Source organism: Legionella nigrisilvae (assembly GCF_977063395.2).
Genome location: NZ_CDRUGZ020000020.1, coordinates 458,586 through 475,313, shown reverse-complemented (window position 1 = coordinate 475,313; position 16,728 = coordinate 458,586). Strand labels below are relative to the sequence as shown.

Here is a 16,728-nt window from a genome sequence, read left to right as displayed (position 1 = left end):
TGGAATAAGATGATTTTTTGGATCATCCGAATTTTGGATTTATGATAATTAGTATAGTATTTCTAATCGAAGTTCGAGCAACACGTATGCACTATGAGCAAATATTGATGTTCAAAAATTTAAATGATGGCTGTGAATAAAATCAGTTTCAAAAAATGGAATACCTGAGGACGACACTATATTTGAGTTGGGCAAAAACTTGTTCTCCCATAAGTTTCTCTTAAAATTAAACAAAGCTTAGCAAGCGTAGGTTGATCTGAAGATTTTTTGATAATTCACTAAGATTGTTAGGCAAGGAACCAAATTAGAAAAGATCTATGAGGGCATTCAATTGCCTTTATTTTGAATTAAACTTAGTTCTAAAGTGATAATAACTCTAACATAAGGCATTAATTTTTATGGCTGAAGAATTCAAGACAACGAAAGAGATTCATTAAGGGGCGTCCTATTTATAAAGATGGGGATTTGCATTTGGTGAAAAAGATAATAGTTTCTCTCCGAAAAATTAATAAGAATCAGTTCTAGTCTGCTAAACTATCCCAAAGAAGATCTGGACTCAACCATAGGAGCATCCAGAATTTTTTTAAATTCGGGAACTAAAGAGAGCAATTCACGAATTTTTTTGAAATTATCATTTGTAGCGTTTTCAAATGTATCCAGAATGTTTAAAACATAAAAATTATCTTCTCTATCTCTATCATGGGCTTTAATTAAACCTTTAATTTCTCTAATTTTTTCAGAAATATGCTCTATGTCGTGAGAATCAATCTGCTCTACAATCGCTTTGATACTTTGCACTACATCAGGAGTTGTGTTGTCCTTATTGTTAAGTATAGGGCTATTCAGTACATTGAGGACAGCGAGAATATTCTGGTCCCGTTCGTTAGCGGGTATTTTTATAATATTCATGTGGCATTTTAGCTCCAATTGCTTTTTATGCTCAGTAGGAGCAGAGATTCGTTTAATATGTTCTTCCATACAATGTTCTAAAATTTCATTTCTTTCATATCTTGCTTTTTCAAGGGCACTTTTATCTCCCACTATGAGATGGGGATCTGCGCCATTTCTTAATAAACTATTTAATGCATTCGTATTATTAGTAGTTTCTATTAATATATTCAAAGGGGATATATAACCCCAATCTCCTTCAATAATTTGATTGACTGAATTTTTTTCAAAAACAGTTTTTCCATATAAATTGGCTAATTCGGTTTTATCTAAAACAGAATCAAAGTAATTGCTCAAACGTGCAAATTCAAAAGGATCAATTTCATTGAAATTCTTTTCTTCAACTGTTTTATAAAACGCATGTGCTTGCGCTTCTTTTGCATTATTTTTAATATCAATGTCACTGGGGTAATGAGTATATTGAGGACGGGTTTTTAAATCGAGAATGCTCACCCTGTCAAACTCAAAAAAAGTATTTATTTCTGGAGGCGCTCTAAAAAAAAGTTGTTTATAAATTTCTTTTGCTGCTTCAATTTGTCCGCTTTGACTTCTTAAATTGAATTCTCTGGGAATGGTTTCTTTCCCTGTTTGCTTGTCATAATTTGAATCAAATAGATATAAAGTCCCATTCTTGATTCCAGCAGAAACTACATGATTATGACAGTGAAGGGCCATTCCTTTTTCCAGGCTCTCCAATTGACCCAATAAAAAAGCAAGAGAATTGATGGTAAATTGTCCTTGATAAAATTTTTCCTCGCTTAATGTGTCTACATAAGTATGCCACATCTTTTGATGTCGACTAAAAAAATCAGGCACTGTTATTAATTCTTTTGGTAATTCGATATCGTCAATAGATAATGGCTCTTCAGATAAGAGCTGTTTTTCTCGAAGTATCTGCTCTCTTACGGCCAGTTTTGAATTAGCTACTTGTCGTTTTTCATGATTCAATTTTTCTCGATCCATTTGATACATTCTGGTTAGTGAAATGGCAACTTCAAATTTTGATTTTAACCCTTCACTTAATTGTTCAACGGAACAATCCCAATAAACAATGTCTGAGAATAATTCATAATATTTATTCTCTTTATTTTTTAGCCATAACTCTAACCAAATTGCAGACAGTCCATTACAATGGCCTTCGTTTAGGGCGTCAATAATAGCTGTAATATCCTCTTCCTTGTAGTCATCGGGTTTAAGCTGATTTTGTATTTTTAAATATACAATAAATTGATTTAAAATATGCGCTTGCCTCCAGGACGGCCCAAAAACTCGAGCGGCAGCTTCTCTGAATTGGGAGCTTTCAACATCAGCAACGCATTGATAGGGTATTTTACCCTCTTTATTTCTTATAGCATAACTGGCGGCGAAACCTCTTTCATAAGCTTGGCTTGCTCTCATGAGCGATAGATTTCCTGACTTTATCAGATGATGGAATAGTGTATTCCCCTCATCATCAACTAACTTGGGTAATTCTTTTATATGTTTATTTTTTGCTAGAATATCTTGAAGCTTGTCAGCATCTTGTTTTTTTATTAATTCAACAATTTCTTTATAAAGTTCCTCATGCGCCATAACTCGTACCAACCAGAAGGATAACACTCGCGAAATATATTTTTTAAATCGATGAGCATTTTTTAAACAAAAATTAATTTAAATATAGATAGACAACGCTCTATGTGCAAGTAACTAGCACCATCCCTTAATGTCCATGAAGAATTAATGGCATATGTTTATTGATGCTAAATGCTGTTATTTCCATTTTGGACTAAATTAATTTCTAAAATTACTCTTTCTCAGATTAGATTATTTAAATACAATCTGCCCGCTAATATTTATTCTTCGAAAACTTAGTCATTGAAAAGCTGTCACAGCTCAAGAATTATAGCGCAAGAAATGCCCTAACAACCTCACATCATCGAGAGTTTCAATTCAATATATAGATGAATTTAATAGATTTGGAGAAAAAACATGTTTTTTAAAAAAGAGACTAACGCATTATCAACTAAAGTTGAAATTCAGGGTAAATGGACTCCCTTTCCAACATACTATAATCTCCCCAACAAAAAAGTGTTACACGTCTTTAAGGATTATGAGAAAAAGAAAGTAATCCTTAAAATCTTTTTAGCTACAAATCTGGAGACAGCAATTTGTGAAAAGGATTTTGATGACTGTTTTTATCGCTTTAACTTATTGGGTATCTTTCAAGATGGTTCTATCTTAGTCAAATTAAACCAACAACTCATAAAAATTTCTGCTGAGGACTTGAGTATTATTTCATCCCAAGAATGCCCTTTTAGCCGAAATTTGGTAGGATTGCTAGATAATGATAATTTTTTTGTGATTGATTTCGTCGAGCATAAGCGCCCCTATTTTTTATTCATTTATGGCTGGCATGAAGATAAGTTTATCCCAGTACATCAAGAAGAACTGAAAACGCAACCTAAGAAGAATCTTGGGTATTATGATACGGGAGAATTTACCAATGTAACCTCTTTGGGACAAAATCGTTATTGCTGTCATATTCATAATTCGAATCCATTTGAATTTACGCTATTAATTCTAGAAATTAATTCCCAAACTAATAAAGTTAAAGAATTAAATCAAATTCAATTGGGAGCACCTGATACTCAGGGAGAAATATATCTTTTAGGAGGAAAGTATCTTGTCTTTCCTAATGGGTACCTGCTTACCTATTATCCACACCACGATGGTCTCCAAATATGGGATCCTGTAGCTGGATCGTGTATCAAACAATGGAATTGGGGTGACCTTGATCTACCAAATAATTTTAATCTTCGAAATATAAAGATGGCGGTTTTTCCGGATTCAATACACTTATTAATCCATATAAATAATAACTTATTTTTATTTAATACCCATAATTTAACAATGCAAATCATTAAGGACGCCGGTGAAGTAGAGAAATTCCTTGAACTTCATATATTGACAGGTGGTGACGCTATGGTGGCTTTTAGAAAAGGCGATGAACTTAATGTCTCATCCTTTGTTTTGCCGCAAATAAAACATGAGAGAGATGCCTTTGTCGACAGTCAACTTTTTTTTAGATTGGCAGCTCGTCGAGCAAATATCCCCAGAGAATTGGTTGATTTGATTCTTTTACAAACGATCACTCCCGATGCGAAACATCTATTAGCGACAAAGTTAACTGATATAACAGAAATCGAAAAAGAACAATGTTCACTAACAGAAAGCTACAAATATTAAAAGGATAATGACGTTTGGTATCTTAGCAAGTTGTTTGATACTCTGGCAGGACCATAGCATGAGCCGCATTGTGTAGTTCAGTCATTGCTTTAGCTGCTCTTTCTTCCACTGCTTCTTTAGAGACCTCATCAGGCAAAAGAAAGGTATTACTAACCCAGACGCCAAAATCTTGATTCATCTGCACATAAGGACGTAGTAACTGGTTATATTTATTAAAGGCATGAGCATAGTTATCTCTAGCTGCTTGTAATTCCCCTGCTAAAATATAAGCGCCCACTAAGGCTAAACTTGTTCCTTGGCCGGACAAAGGTGAGGCGCAATAACCAGAATCACCAAGGAGGGCAACTCTTCCTTTAGTCCACGACTTCATTTTTACTTGCATTATCGCATCAAAATAAAAATCATTACTTTGTTCCATAAGGTCAAGTATTTTATTTGATTCCCAGCCTAGATCCCTAAAGGTAGTGCGAAGAAATTCTTTCTGTTCCTGTTCATCGCGAATATCATTTAATTGGTGATTAGAACGAAACATAAAACCAGCATGCGCCCTAGTTGGGGTCCGATCGTTACTTAGATGGATAAGTTTTTGATCCAATTCAAAAAGAAGCTCACTCTTATTTAAATTAAGATAATTAGGTATGCTACATACACTAATATATGAACCAAGAGAAACCAAGTTATATTCTTCTTTAGAGAAAATCATTCGTCGGGTGGATGAATGTAAGCCATCAGCTCCTATTACTAAGTCGTAGTGTTCAGTAAGGCCGCCATTGAAGATAACTTTTAACCCGTCTTTTTGCTGTTCTATTTGCTCTACAGTTCGATCATAATAACAAGGAATGTCTTTAATTAACTGCATTAAGATCTCAATTAAGTCGCCGCGAACAAGCTCAACCTCATCTTCTTTTCTAAAACCAAACTTTGCCCCTTCTTCTTGATGCAGGATATCGCCCTGGACATTTACATAACAGCCATTTTGTAACTGAGTCCGTTTCGCATAAATCTCTTCATATATGCCCATCTTTTTAACTAAACTCGTGGCAATTCCACGAATGTCGATCGCGTAACCACCTTTTCTCATAGAAGAATTTTTTTCAATTAGTGTGGGTGAGAAGCCAAATTTTTTTAGCCAGTAGCATACAGCAGGGCCGGCGACACCGGCGCCAATTACTAGGATTTTTTGTATTTTGGACATGGGTTTTTCGTTAAACTATAATTTTGTATGATAATTGATCGTAGTGATAAAGACAATTCAAGGAATTTGTGCTTTCCAATATCTTCTTCGGCATTATCTTGTGCAGGAAGTAGCAAGAATAGGTCGGGCTAAGGCTCGACCTATTCTTAGTACATTAGCAATGTTTTCACCATAATCTTATCTATTTAAATAGCTATAAACATTTGCTAAGTCTGGCGGTAATTCATATTGTACTGGTTCTGATTTTAGCCATTTATTACTGAAAAAACTTAAATTGGATTTTACAAATTCATAAGCATTAGATACTGCCTTCTTACCGATCTCATAAATTCCCAAGGGGTTGGTGAGTTGTATCATACTATCAATAAAAATCGCATGAAAAATCGACTGCGCATCCGGCTTCTTATTTTTTCTTAATAAACGTTCCAGGCTGTTTTGAGCGGAATTGATAAACAGAATATTAAATACTCCTAAACCAATAGAGGAAAAACTTTCATCGAGTAAATTAACAATTAGAGACATTGTGTTAGTAGTTACTAAGAGCCCGGCTATATATCTAGTTAATTGCACGTACACCGCATTTTGGAATGCAATTTTAATTCTGCTACTCTCAATTTCAGATATAAGTCTGTAGGTATTAAATAGAAATAATAAGTCATGCTCTTCTTTTAACGAATTACTGATTATTTCATTAAGTGTTTGATAATAGGTTGCCATATCACCAGGCCAGAAGAAATCCAAAGTTCTTTCTCGTGGAGGAGGGTGCCTCAAAAAATTTGTCTTGTATTCACTTATAAATTGACGATTAGGCAAAAGTCTAAGAGCTGGAACAGTTTGCTCTAGAGCTTGGATCTGAGTTCCTAGTGGATTATTAGTTATTTCCCCTTTGAAACTTCTTAATTGCCAATTGAATTTGTTTTCTGTATCAATCTTGGCAAGAACCTCATTATCATCAATAAGAGTATTAATATCATTACTTGTCAGCAACTTGCTTACTAAATCTTCCCTAGTAACATTTTCGTGAGAGAGTTCGATTTTACTTGATAATTTAAGTGCATAATAATAGCCTTTTCGCCTTGATAAAGGGCAAGAAGAAAGCTTTCTCAGAGTTTCCTCATCGCTAATATAGAAGTAAATGTCTTTTTCCTCCTTATTCTGCTTAGGAACTTTTATTAAAAGAGCATTTTCTTCGGTTAGTGGTTCGAAAGAGATTGGGCATTTATTAGTGTATGGCATGGATTATTTCTTCTTATTAAAATTTTCCGAATTCTTAGTTAAACTCTTTACTCGAAGTTTCTCTATCTCTAGATATCGGGTGAGGCAGTCATTAGAGAATTTTAAATCCTTCCTTATTACAAAGATTAATTGTAGTAACACTGCTGCTGCTGTTGTGCAATAGTATATTCCTCTTCCTCATCGCTGTAATACGATTGGATTTCTGTAGGCTGGTTATGTCTATCCTTTTCTTTGTAATAAGCTCTTTCCAACAAACGAAATTGCTCACGTTCTATTTCTAATCTTGTTTGATCGCTCTGAGATTCTCTATGACGTTCATTATTTGTGTCGTTTTTTGTAGAAACATATAAATTCATCTGACTCAACATAGTTTGAGTGCTATCTGGGTACATCCCTGCTTCTTGTTGCAATGCAAATTTGGCTTCTAGAAACAATTCTTTCCATGCTATCAGAGCTTCTTTCATAAGAGGTAAGCGATCGTCTAATTTTGATAGTCTACTGATAATTTCAGTGGCTTTTAGATGTGACCGAGAGCCTAATTTCCAAACTCCAGCACGCAAAGCTGTATCATGGCTTAAGGCTAAAAGATACAAGAGATCAACTCCATTATACTTATCTAACGAAGTTAACTTATGATGTGCTATGAAATCTATAAAATCTTGCCCTAAGAGTATGTCTTTTCTTGTCGTTAAAAGAGAATGCTTGTATTGCGAAGAAAAAATAATAGGGGCAACAGCCTGATAATGAGCACTTTTTCCCGCTGATTTTTCATCCAGGGGAAATGAATGAGATATCAATTCATCCATGGAATTTGTCACATGGATCTGGGCATTTTTTTTATAGAAAAAAGGCATTTGTTTTCCTTTTAAAGAGCGAGAGTGAAATCTAGCATAAATACTCATTTACATAAAAATAGAATATTTGTATTTAGGTTATATAATATTTTTATAATCTTATTGCATGATCTATGAAGGCATGCGATTTCAAAAAGTTTTCAGCCCCGTGTTTCTATTTTTCTCAGCAAGCGTAGGTCTTGCTTATCCTGGAGCGGTTCGCATCTTATAAAGTTTTTTGGCTCAAAGGAAAGGGCCATTTATTAGAGCAACCCTTTTTTAGGGAAATCGTTGCCAGGAAACTCTTGCTGCTGGATTATATTTGAAATATGTTGTTGCTCAAGAAAAAAAGTTTTTTTAATGTAATTAGGATGTAAATCATTTCGTGAAAACTGAACCAATTGCAGCTCATATAAATTTAAAAGAAATTTAGGAGTGCAGTCATACCCCGATTCTACTTTTAAAATTATGTTTTGAAGTACTTGTTTTATTTCATTGCGATAATCCTCAGAGCAATTTGGAAAATATCCTATGGTTGTTGTGAGTACCTGTGAACCGTGCTTAGCAATTGCACCTATTTGAATAAGAGATTCTCGCAAATCCAGAATCTGCTCATTTAATTTCCACTTTATTCCTAAGCTTCCGTTTGCATTTAATGAAATGGATTCCATTTCCAACTCAATGCTAGGATTGTTAAGAATTTGGTTAACTATTGATTGCTCTGCTGTGGTATTAATTAAAGAGCTATGGCTTTGGGATTTAATAAAATGAAGAACATCAATATCTTCGTCTTCTATTCTTAAGATTTTCCTTAAAAGAGCTGGAGGTAGTTCATTAAGGACGTTGTCTAAATTCCTGTTATCCAAAATCAGAAGTTTGCATCGTTCAATAATTTCAATTTCTTCATTTTTGGGAGGATATTGCATTAGTTTGGTATACAAATAGGATTGCACAAGGCAATTATTCCAGCTGTTTTCATCGTATGAATCAATCACTCTTAATGCAGCGATAGTAGTATGGGGGTTAGTAATCGGAGCAAAAAAAGTGGGCTGCGAGGATTCTTCCTTCTCACTTACGAATTGTTTGGACTCTAGATTTTGAACTGCTTTGGTGAAATAGTTAAGTAATTCATTTTGGAAGTTAACAATAAATTGTCCTAATGCAGTACCTGGCTCATGGAAAATAACCAGTGTTTCACCAAAACTACCAAATAGTTTATTTGTTCGATTTAACCTCACTTTTACTTCATCGATTGCAGTAGTTTTCAAATCGATTTTTTGCAGTTTCGAACGGAATCCAAAAAAGGTGTTACTGCTTGTTTCTAACTGTGATTTCATAATTACTCAAATAAACTAAAAAATTCCATGTTTTCTCTTAATCTTTACTTAATGTAAAAGATTTATACTATTGGTAAATTAATTTTCATTCCAGCTTTTTTATGGTCACAATATCTTTTGGGCAAGCATTACTGTTATTGATGGATAAATATAAAGAAGACCCATCACATTGCAATATTTTGAAACAATACTATATTCAAGGCGTGGTTTCTTCAAGTGATTTAACATACATCCAAAAATTGTTTCAAAAGAGTCAATTAACAAAAGATTATACGATCTCATATAGTAATAAAGACATCGATGAAGATGCTTCTCGCCGTTATTTTGAAACCCATTTGGCTTTTGAAACGTTAGTAAATTCTCTAGACCAAATGAACAAGAAAGATATTTTACAATATAATAATGTACTTTATGATGCGTTACCTCAAGAAAGTCGAGATAAATTCAACGATTTTATCGATGGGAAGATTTCTCCCAAAACAGACGGTTTTGCTACGGAATACATGGACGCATTCCATAAAGTTCAGCATCATGAAAATTATCAGGGATTATCCGCAGAACAGAAAGAAAAAGTCTTATTAATTCTCCGGGTATCTTGGATAGGGGTGTTGCATGCTAGAAATCCTGAAGTTCCTGTGAATCTATATGGAACTGGGTTTTTCTCAGAAGAGAATAGAGGCCGAGTGGTTAAGGATAAACCGATCTCCAGTTCAACTTCAACGTCTCTTTCTGGAAAATCACCGTTCTTTTCAAATCATTTTGGCTTGATGAAAACCACCATGCCAGTACCACGTAATGATATTGCTTACGCAGAATCGGGATTTACTTTTATTAAACCATCGGACCAAAATACCTATAATCCAAAAGCTGCATGGCCTGAATTGAATTTTTCTAAGTTGGTTCATCCGTTTTCCTGCTCTATATCAGGAACAATATTATGCCAATTACGTCTAATGATAAAATTTCAGGACGAAAAGAAGCAGGTCTTTGATACCCAAGAAAAATTTACTAATTTTTTAAAGTGTTTTATGTCAAGTCTTTTATTCAATAGTGGGGGTCACGTTTTTAATGAATTTTTAGGTGTATTAGAATTATCGCAAGTGCGGGAAAAATTCACATTTATTGATGGGTTTGATCAAATTAATGCAACAAGTTTATTATTGAAGGGAAATGAAAAGGCTTTTGATAAAGCCTTAGTCGATACGCTCGAATATACCAAAGTATTGTTAGCCAAAAAAGCTATGCAGGAGGAACTGACATCTCCCTTGGTAAAGCTCAATTAGTCATGACTCGTTATAGTATTTATTCAGTTGACTGATTTCAAATTAATGTTAACAACTTTTTGTTGGATGATTAATGCAGGAAATTGGAAACATCTCCGTGGTCATGGAGATTAAGGTACTCTTAACGTGGTCTAGATGGAAATGCCCTTTATTGGTGTAGAGCCAATGTTAACTGATCCGAGGATATACGGAAATTACAGACATTATAAAAACCAAAAATTATATGAAGTTATTGGTCAAGCTCGTCATAGTCAAACAAGGGAAGAGATGATAGTGTACAAAGCACTTTATCATTGGGATCGGGGATTACCATCTTTGGGTACGACCTAGAGAATGTTTTTTGAGAATGTCATTTATAAAGTAAAAATGGTCCAACGATAGATTTCGCTCGTTCTTCAATGTTTCATGTTACACAACTCTTCGACCACATACCTAGTATATATAAACAATCGAAGTAATATACAGGGTCATTGATTTCAAGAAAATCCAATGTGTTGCAATCAAGGTCAAATTGAGGTAAAGTTGGGCAAAACTCATCATGACGACATAATTATGTTTTTAAAACGATTTCCTGAAAATTCACTTATTAAGAAAATCAAAATTAGCGGCCCTTTTATTAGCGTTTATGTACCTGAAGCTGAATTAGAAAATTTTCAAAAAAAATATAAAAAGCTATTAAGCCAATACTCAGTTTTATCGATTGGCGAAGGATTAATGCACGATTTTGCTCATTATACTCATAACAAACACTTATCATTTCTTTTTGGCAAAGAATCAAAGGAAGAGAAGAATGAACATTTTCATTTCATTTTACCTGCAACAGCTACTGAAGCTAACATAACAACATTTTTAAACTTTTTTGAAGATGAAGACTTAAGTAAAGGACAAAAAAAACAACTATTAAAAGAGTTTAATGATCATTCCAAAACAGTGACCCTAGAAACATTATCAGAGCAAATTAAATCTTATAAGTATATCCTATCTGCGTTGTTACAAGAGGATCCTTACCTTTCAAAAATGATGCCATTATTTACTGAAATGGTTCATAACGTAGGACCTTATTTGGGTGCTAATCCAGATGAACCGGTGGATATATCTCCATCGATTATGATCAAGGTCGGTAATCACCAAGTGTCTGCTCGTGATGCAGCCAATAATGTTACTGCATTATTCACCCACTTAGGGCTTTTATCTTCCTTTGAAGAGATTATTGACCGAATAAACAAAGGTGGGAAAGAAGCAGTTACACCTGAGACAATAAATACACTGAATGAACTCTTCAATTCTGCATCTAAAACTCCATTCCCTAAATTTAGTACATCACCTTATCTATTCAACGAATTGATAGCACATTTCCCCTTCATTGATGGGCATTTAAATAATCTATACGAAATGCTTAAACAACAATTCGCAAGTCGGTTAGAAACAGGAAAACTTATTTTTGTCCCACAAATAACTAATCTTCCTCCTGAGGATATTTCCTATAATGAAGCAATACTTTTCTTAAGTAAGCAGGGAAATATGGGATTAAAAATCATGGAGGTTATGGCTCGCTTGCAAGAAGGAAAAAAGAGTTCGAACCCCTACTGGATTAACAGTGGTACAAAACTTCAGGGTATAGTTGATGCCGTATTAAATCTTAAAAATAGAGAAGAGGACCTAGGAAAAATAGTTCAAAATCCCGAGTCCGAGCTTTACTTAGCGCTTAATAAACCACGTCTTTTACCTTTAACTTTCTTAGGAAGTTTTTCTGTAAACAAATCAAAATCAATGATGGAAGTTGAGGCTGAAATTTCAAGTTCACTTACATGCTGATAAGCATGTAAGCGGACATAGTAGCTTATTAGATTTTGGATAGTTGAATAATCATGCGAGGATTATTTTGCTCCTCATACTATGCTCATTTGAAATCTCGGAGGTTTTGAAGAAATTTTAATGAGTTTTTGAAATATTGATACGGGTTAAAATCGAAAAGTGATAGGGGAACAGGGAACTGCAATTCGCTATAATTAACGACGAAAGCTACTCAATGATTTTGAATGTATAATGAACCATCAAACCTAGCTATTGGTTATTTGTAAAAATAAGAGCGAAGTCCCGATTCGCCTTTCAAAATTTCTTTTACCTCATTCCAGGTGTTAGTTGAGGTAAATAAATTATAAAACCTATTTTCAAGAGGATAAATTAAAAATGGCTTTTGATTTTCCCATTTTTGCATGGAATTAAATAATTGAGTTTTATCATCCTGATTCCAGTTGTTGGTAAAAAATTTAATAAGCTCGATAAATTCAACCTTTAATTCTCCAATTTCTAAAAATTTTTGTTTTTTATCCTTCATTGATAGCTGAACAGCAGTAAATTTTGATACATAATCATCATAAATATGCTTAATGCGTTCGATCGCTTCATGATTATCCGCTCCTTGAGACGAATAAAACGCTTCATGCGTTTTGTTATAGTCAGGTGCGTTTAATAAAGGTGGAATGGATTCAGGAAATTTGGTTTCTCTTATCGAAGAACCGCGCAAGTCTTCACCTTCTAAATATTTTTCTAATAAAAAAGGAAAAATTTTCGGTGCAGCTTGAGCGGGAGCTTCTTTATATTCATTCACCTCATCTTCCAATTTGAGCATAATATCCTCAAATAAATGATAAACATCATCATTTTTTTTTAGAAAATCTAACTTCTCTAATTTTTTTTGATACCAGGCTAGCCTAGGTTCAGTCGAGAATTGTTTTATCTCTCGTTTTAGTTCGGTTAAATAGATTAGTTTAAAACAATCTAGATAATTTTGTGGCGCTGCTGAGATGGGTTCAAAAGGTTTGATTGGTTTACCCATTAAAACTCGATGAAGGTTATAAATTAAACTGGCTCGAATAAAGGGATCCTCTTTAATATCCATCACCGTTATGTCCCTTAAATCCAGGTTGGGAATTGAAAGCAGCGCCGAAACGCCAGGAGCTCTCAATTCTTTCATGCTAACATTATGATTGGCTCCCACAACTGCGATATATTTTTCGCGACTTTGGGAAATAATTTCAGCGGCGGTAGGATTCATTGACAAGGCACGTTTTTTTGAAAATTTAGTTTCATTTTTTTTGGCATAGCCAGTAATGCCATCATAAGCCTCAGTGCTATCGATAGGGATAACGTGTATACCAAGCATTTGCGCCATGACAATAATACCTAAACTGGAGTATGGGTTAGTTCTATAGCTATATAAAAAATCATCGGAATTTTTTCCTGCAATAATGCGATTGCTGAGATCCTGATTAATTAATTCGACTAATAATGCTTTGGGTAATAAGCCTGTTTGGAAAAATTTTTCATATAAAGCCGTTTGAGTATCGTAAAATCCTAACTCAACAAATAATTGTTTGATTCCAGAGGCTACAAGGCTAGGCATAGAAGTAACTAAAAATTTTTTATGTGAAACCTCAGAATGGGTCTCGCCAATGCAGACACCTTGATGTTCCGAAATTTTTTTTAGTAAATGTTCTTTTGCAGAGGAAGCCGAGTTACCGCTAATTTCAGTAATTTTATTATCAGACAAACTGTCAAAATCCAAATTTTGTAGATCATGCTTTGCTTTGCGAATTTTATTTCTTAGCTTAACTGTTACGGGTTCTTCGCATCGCTCAAAAACGATACCCGCTTTTTCATGGATAAATTTTTTTTCAAAAACAGTTTCTTCATCTAATGCAATGGGTCCATCTGCCTTTTTAAAATCTAATATAAGCGGTAAAAATTCAGAAATAAAAGCACTAATTTCATTTAAATTATGGCGAAAATAAATTGCATTGTGTTTGAAAACAATCGATTTTTCAGAATTATTTAAAAATCCAGCTTTTTGTAAATGAATCACTAAGGCACCAAAAATGCTTGAAGAAGGTTCAGAACCCGCTTTAATCACATAAAGATACCCTGTATTGTTTTCTGCGCGAGCTTTCAAATTATTACTCTTTTACCATGAATTGTATAATTATAATCCATTTTGGTTTTAAGAAAGCCGAAATAAACTAAACTGATTCAAAAATTGATTTCTGGAAACACTCCTTTTATAGGGATTAATTGGTAGCGAGATCATCCCCCAAAGGCTTATTTGCTTAGGAGAATTACATTCTATGCGGCAACAATTTTAGAGAAAAATTTAACTCTATCTTTCCCCTCATTCTCCAGAGAGCCGAAATATTCTATAATATTAAAACGCATTCCTTAAAAAGGATTTAACAATTAAACGGAATTTGAAGAACTGCTACACAATTAAAGAAAATTTTCTCAGTAAAGTGGGGAATATAAGCATATTTGCACCCATCCTGACGGCCTTTAAACAAAGCATTAACACAAGTTTATCCTATTCATTCGTTATATTTAAAGTTAGAGTATTAATTCAGGTTATATCCAGGATCGAGGTCTTATAATGAATCTAAGTACGAAAATGTTTTTAATCGCATTTTCAACTATTTTGATTATTATAGGTTCAATCACCTGGTTGTCTTATGAAATTGTGCTGAATGATTATGAAGCTATGGAGAAAAAAGATATTCAACAAGAGGTATTACGCACAAAAGAAGCATTAAAACGTATAGAAGAAAGCCTGGCGCTGATCACGATCGATTGGGCACATTGGGATGATGCATATGAATTTTTAGCAGGAAAAAATACATCATTTAAAAAAATTAATTTAATGAACAAAGTATCTTTTTTGGATACGCACAGTGATTTTATCTTATTTTTCGATAATAAAGGCCGTTATTTTGAAGGAAACGCTTTAGACAAAAAGCAGAAACAATTTGTCCCAGTTTCAAAAAATTTAATAGATTATATTTATAAAAATAGAATAATTCTCCAACATCAAAGCCCTCAAGATACCGTGACTGGCTTTATTCGCATCCCAGAAGGTTTGTTACTTTTGACTTCATATGCCGTAAGTGATAGTGGGACTACCCAAAAACCAAACGGGAATGTTATTTTAGCTTATTTTTTTGAAAAAAAAGATTTAGAGCGTTTAGCAAAAACATTACAAGTCCAGCTTAGGTTATATTATTTAGAAGATATAGCTGAGAACACAGAACTGCAAGAAATTTTCAACAAATTAAAGACTGTAGATGATTACTACATCGTTCCGCATGATGATAAAATTCTTTATTATTATTCTTTATTGAACGACATTAACAGTAAACCAATCGCCATTTTGAGAACCACCTTTCCTCGTAAAACTTTCTTAGAAGGGCTTAGCACCATTCATTTGTATATATTCATAGTTGCTCTTATTGGCCTGATAATTATGGGGCTTGTTTTTTTCTTATTAAAATTTTCTATCCTAAGAAGAATCAACTCGTTCAAAGATCAATTAAGCATAATTACTTCCAAACAAGATTTTTCAAAAACTATTGAGATGTCAGGTAGGGATGAAATTTATGAGATGGGCAAGGATTGCAATAAAATGCTTCAAGTTATCAACACCACCCAAGCCCAACTTAATCAATCCATTCATGAACTAACACGGAGCAATAATCTTATAAAACGTAACAATGAAGAGTTAAAAGAACGTGAACATGCAATGATGCTTATTAATAAAATCAATGAAAAATTACAGATGTGTCAAAATATATCCGAAGCTTATTCTTTAATCAATGAAACTGTCGATGAATTATTTACAGGTTGGAGAGGGGGGATTGTGATTGCAGATCCTACCTCTGGTGAGTTGAAAACCGTTACGGAGTGGGGCGATAAAAAAACATTAAAGCTATCTTTTCATTCTGATGAATGTTGGGCCATAAGGAGTGGAACAATCTATATTGTAGATAAATTCCGCACCCACCTTGATTGCCGTCATTATATCTCTAATGAGATTAGCAAATCTTTATGTATTCCCTTAATTGCTGTAGGTAAATTTATTGGTATATTAAATCTCAATTCGGAAAAAAATACTGCCGTATCGAATTATTATCATCAACAATTAGTCATTACGTTATCAGAAGTCATTGCTTTGTCTTTCGCAAATATAAATTTACGTGATTCATTACGCGATCAATCCATCCATGATCCGCTAACTGGTTTATTCAATCGTCGATATTTAGAAGAGCGGTTTCCTACAGAGATAGAGAGGGCCATTAGGAACAAAAGTATTTTTTCAGTGGGAATGATTGATATAGACTTCTTTAAAAACTTTAATGACCGATACGGTCATGCCGCAGGCGACGAGGTCTTAAAAAAACTTGCCGTATCATTAATGGAAAATTTTCGAGGTTATGATGTAATTTTTCGTTTCGGTGGAGAGGAATTTTTAGTCATTTTAATAGATAATTCTGTGAGTAAGGCCAGTGAACGAATGAATTTTTTCCGCGAACAAGTAAAAAAGACCTCAATTACATTTAAACATATCAACTTACCGCCTATAACCATTTCAATTGGTTTAGTCGAAGCGCCTACAGAAGGTACTTCTTTAGAAGAGATTGCGCGTAAAGCTGATATCGCCCTATATCATGCCAAAGAAAATGGACGAGATCGGGTCGAAATTTTTACTGAAAATAAATCAAAACCAATTGGTCCGAATTAAACACAGAATAGGTAAATTAAAGAAGAATTAGTATCAAAGAGTAGAGGAATTTTATAGGAGTTCTTATATTAAGTGAAATTTCAGATTTTTATGAGCTCTCTTGTTTAAA

The 16,728-nt window shown here is 33.8% G+C and carries 11 protein-coding genes; 5 read left to right on the top strand and 6 right to left on the bottom strand.

Features of this window, described 5'->3' with window-relative positions:
* Positions 1-534: 534 nt before the first annotated feature.
* Positions 535-2,520 carry a hypothetical protein gene (locus tag ACWTE2_RS10750; RefSeq protein ID WP_454785369.1) on the bottom strand — a complete coding sequence of 662 codons (1,986 nt, stop codon included), beginning with the start codon at positions 2,518-2,520 and terminating at the stop codon, positions 535-537.
* 396 nt (positions 2,521-2,916) lie between these two features.
* Between ACWTE2_RS10750 and ACWTE2_RS10745 the strand changes: the two genes are divergently transcribed.
* Positions 2,917-4,173 (top strand): hypothetical protein, encoded by a 1,257-nt coding sequence (locus ACWTE2_RS10745; protein ID WP_454785368.1) that lies wholly within the window; start codon positions 2,917-2,919, stop codon positions 4,171-4,173.
* 22 nt (positions 4,174-4,195) lie between these two features.
* Here ACWTE2_RS10745 and ACWTE2_RS10740 read toward each other — a convergent pair whose 3' ends face one another.
* The 4 genes from ACWTE2_RS10740 to ACWTE2_RS10725 form a co-directional block, all read right to left on the bottom strand.
* Complete coding sequence (locus ACWTE2_RS10740) at positions 4,196-5,368, bottom strand: tetracycline destructase (RefSeq protein WP_454785367.1); 1,173 nt, start codon at positions 5,366-5,368, stop codon at positions 4,196-4,198.
* A gap of 177 nt (positions 5,369-5,545) precedes the next feature.
* Positions 5,546-6,604: a hypothetical protein gene (locus ACWTE2_RS10735; protein WP_454785366.1), complete on the bottom strand. Its 1,059-nt coding sequence runs from the start codon at positions 6,602-6,604 to the stop codon at positions 5,546-5,548.
* 125 nt (positions 6,605-6,729) lie between these two features.
* Complete coding sequence (locus ACWTE2_RS10730; protein ID WP_454785365.1) at positions 6,730-7,458, bottom strand: hypothetical protein; 729 nt, start codon at positions 7,456-7,458, stop codon at positions 6,730-6,732.
* 242 nt (positions 7,459-7,700) lie between these two features.
* Positions 7,701-8,774: a hypothetical protein gene (locus ACWTE2_RS10725; protein ID WP_454785364.1), complete on the bottom strand. Its 1,074-nt coding sequence runs from the start codon at positions 8,772-8,774 to the stop codon at positions 7,701-7,703.
* A gap of 101 nt (positions 8,775-8,875) precedes the next feature.
* On the opposite strand from ACWTE2_RS10725, the gene ACWTE2_RS10720 reads away from it, so the two are divergent.
* The 3 genes from ACWTE2_RS10720 to ACWTE2_RS10710 all read left to right on the top strand — a co-directional run bounded on the left by ACWTE2_RS10720 (position 8,876) and on the right by ACWTE2_RS10710 (position 11,872).
* Positions 8,876-10,057 carry a hypothetical protein gene (locus ACWTE2_RS10720; protein ID WP_454785363.1) on the top strand — a complete coding sequence of 394 codons (1,182 nt, stop codon included), beginning with the start codon at positions 8,876-8,878 and terminating at the stop codon, positions 10,055-10,057.
* Between the two features lie 135 nt (positions 10,058-10,192).
* Positions 10,193-10,387, top strand: coding sequence for a DUF1653 domain-containing protein (locus ACWTE2_RS10715; protein WP_454785362.1), 195 nt, complete (start codon positions 10,193-10,195; stop codon positions 10,385-10,387).
* A 222-nt stretch (positions 10,388-10,609) separates the two neighbouring features.
* Positions 10,610-11,872 carry a hypothetical protein gene (locus ACWTE2_RS10710; protein WP_454785361.1) on the top strand — a complete coding sequence of 421 codons (1,263 nt, stop codon included), beginning with the start codon at positions 10,610-10,612 and terminating at the stop codon, positions 11,870-11,872.
* Between the two features lie 256 nt (positions 11,873-12,128).
* Here the strand turns inward: ACWTE2_RS10710 and ACWTE2_RS10705 are convergent, their stop codons facing one another.
* Complete coding sequence (locus ACWTE2_RS10705; RefSeq protein ID WP_454785360.1) at positions 12,129-14,009, bottom strand: membrane-targeted effector domain-containing toxin; 1,881 nt, start codon at positions 14,007-14,009, stop codon at positions 12,129-12,131.
* A gap of 468 nt (positions 14,010-14,477) precedes the next feature.
* On the opposite strand from ACWTE2_RS10705, the gene ACWTE2_RS10700 reads away from it, so the two are divergent.
* Positions 14,478-16,619, top strand: a complete 2,142-nt coding sequence (locus ACWTE2_RS10700; RefSeq protein WP_454785359.1) for a diguanylate cyclase — start codon at positions 14,478-14,480, stop codon at positions 16,617-16,619.
* The last annotated feature ends 109 nt before the right edge of the window (positions 16,620-16,728 follow it).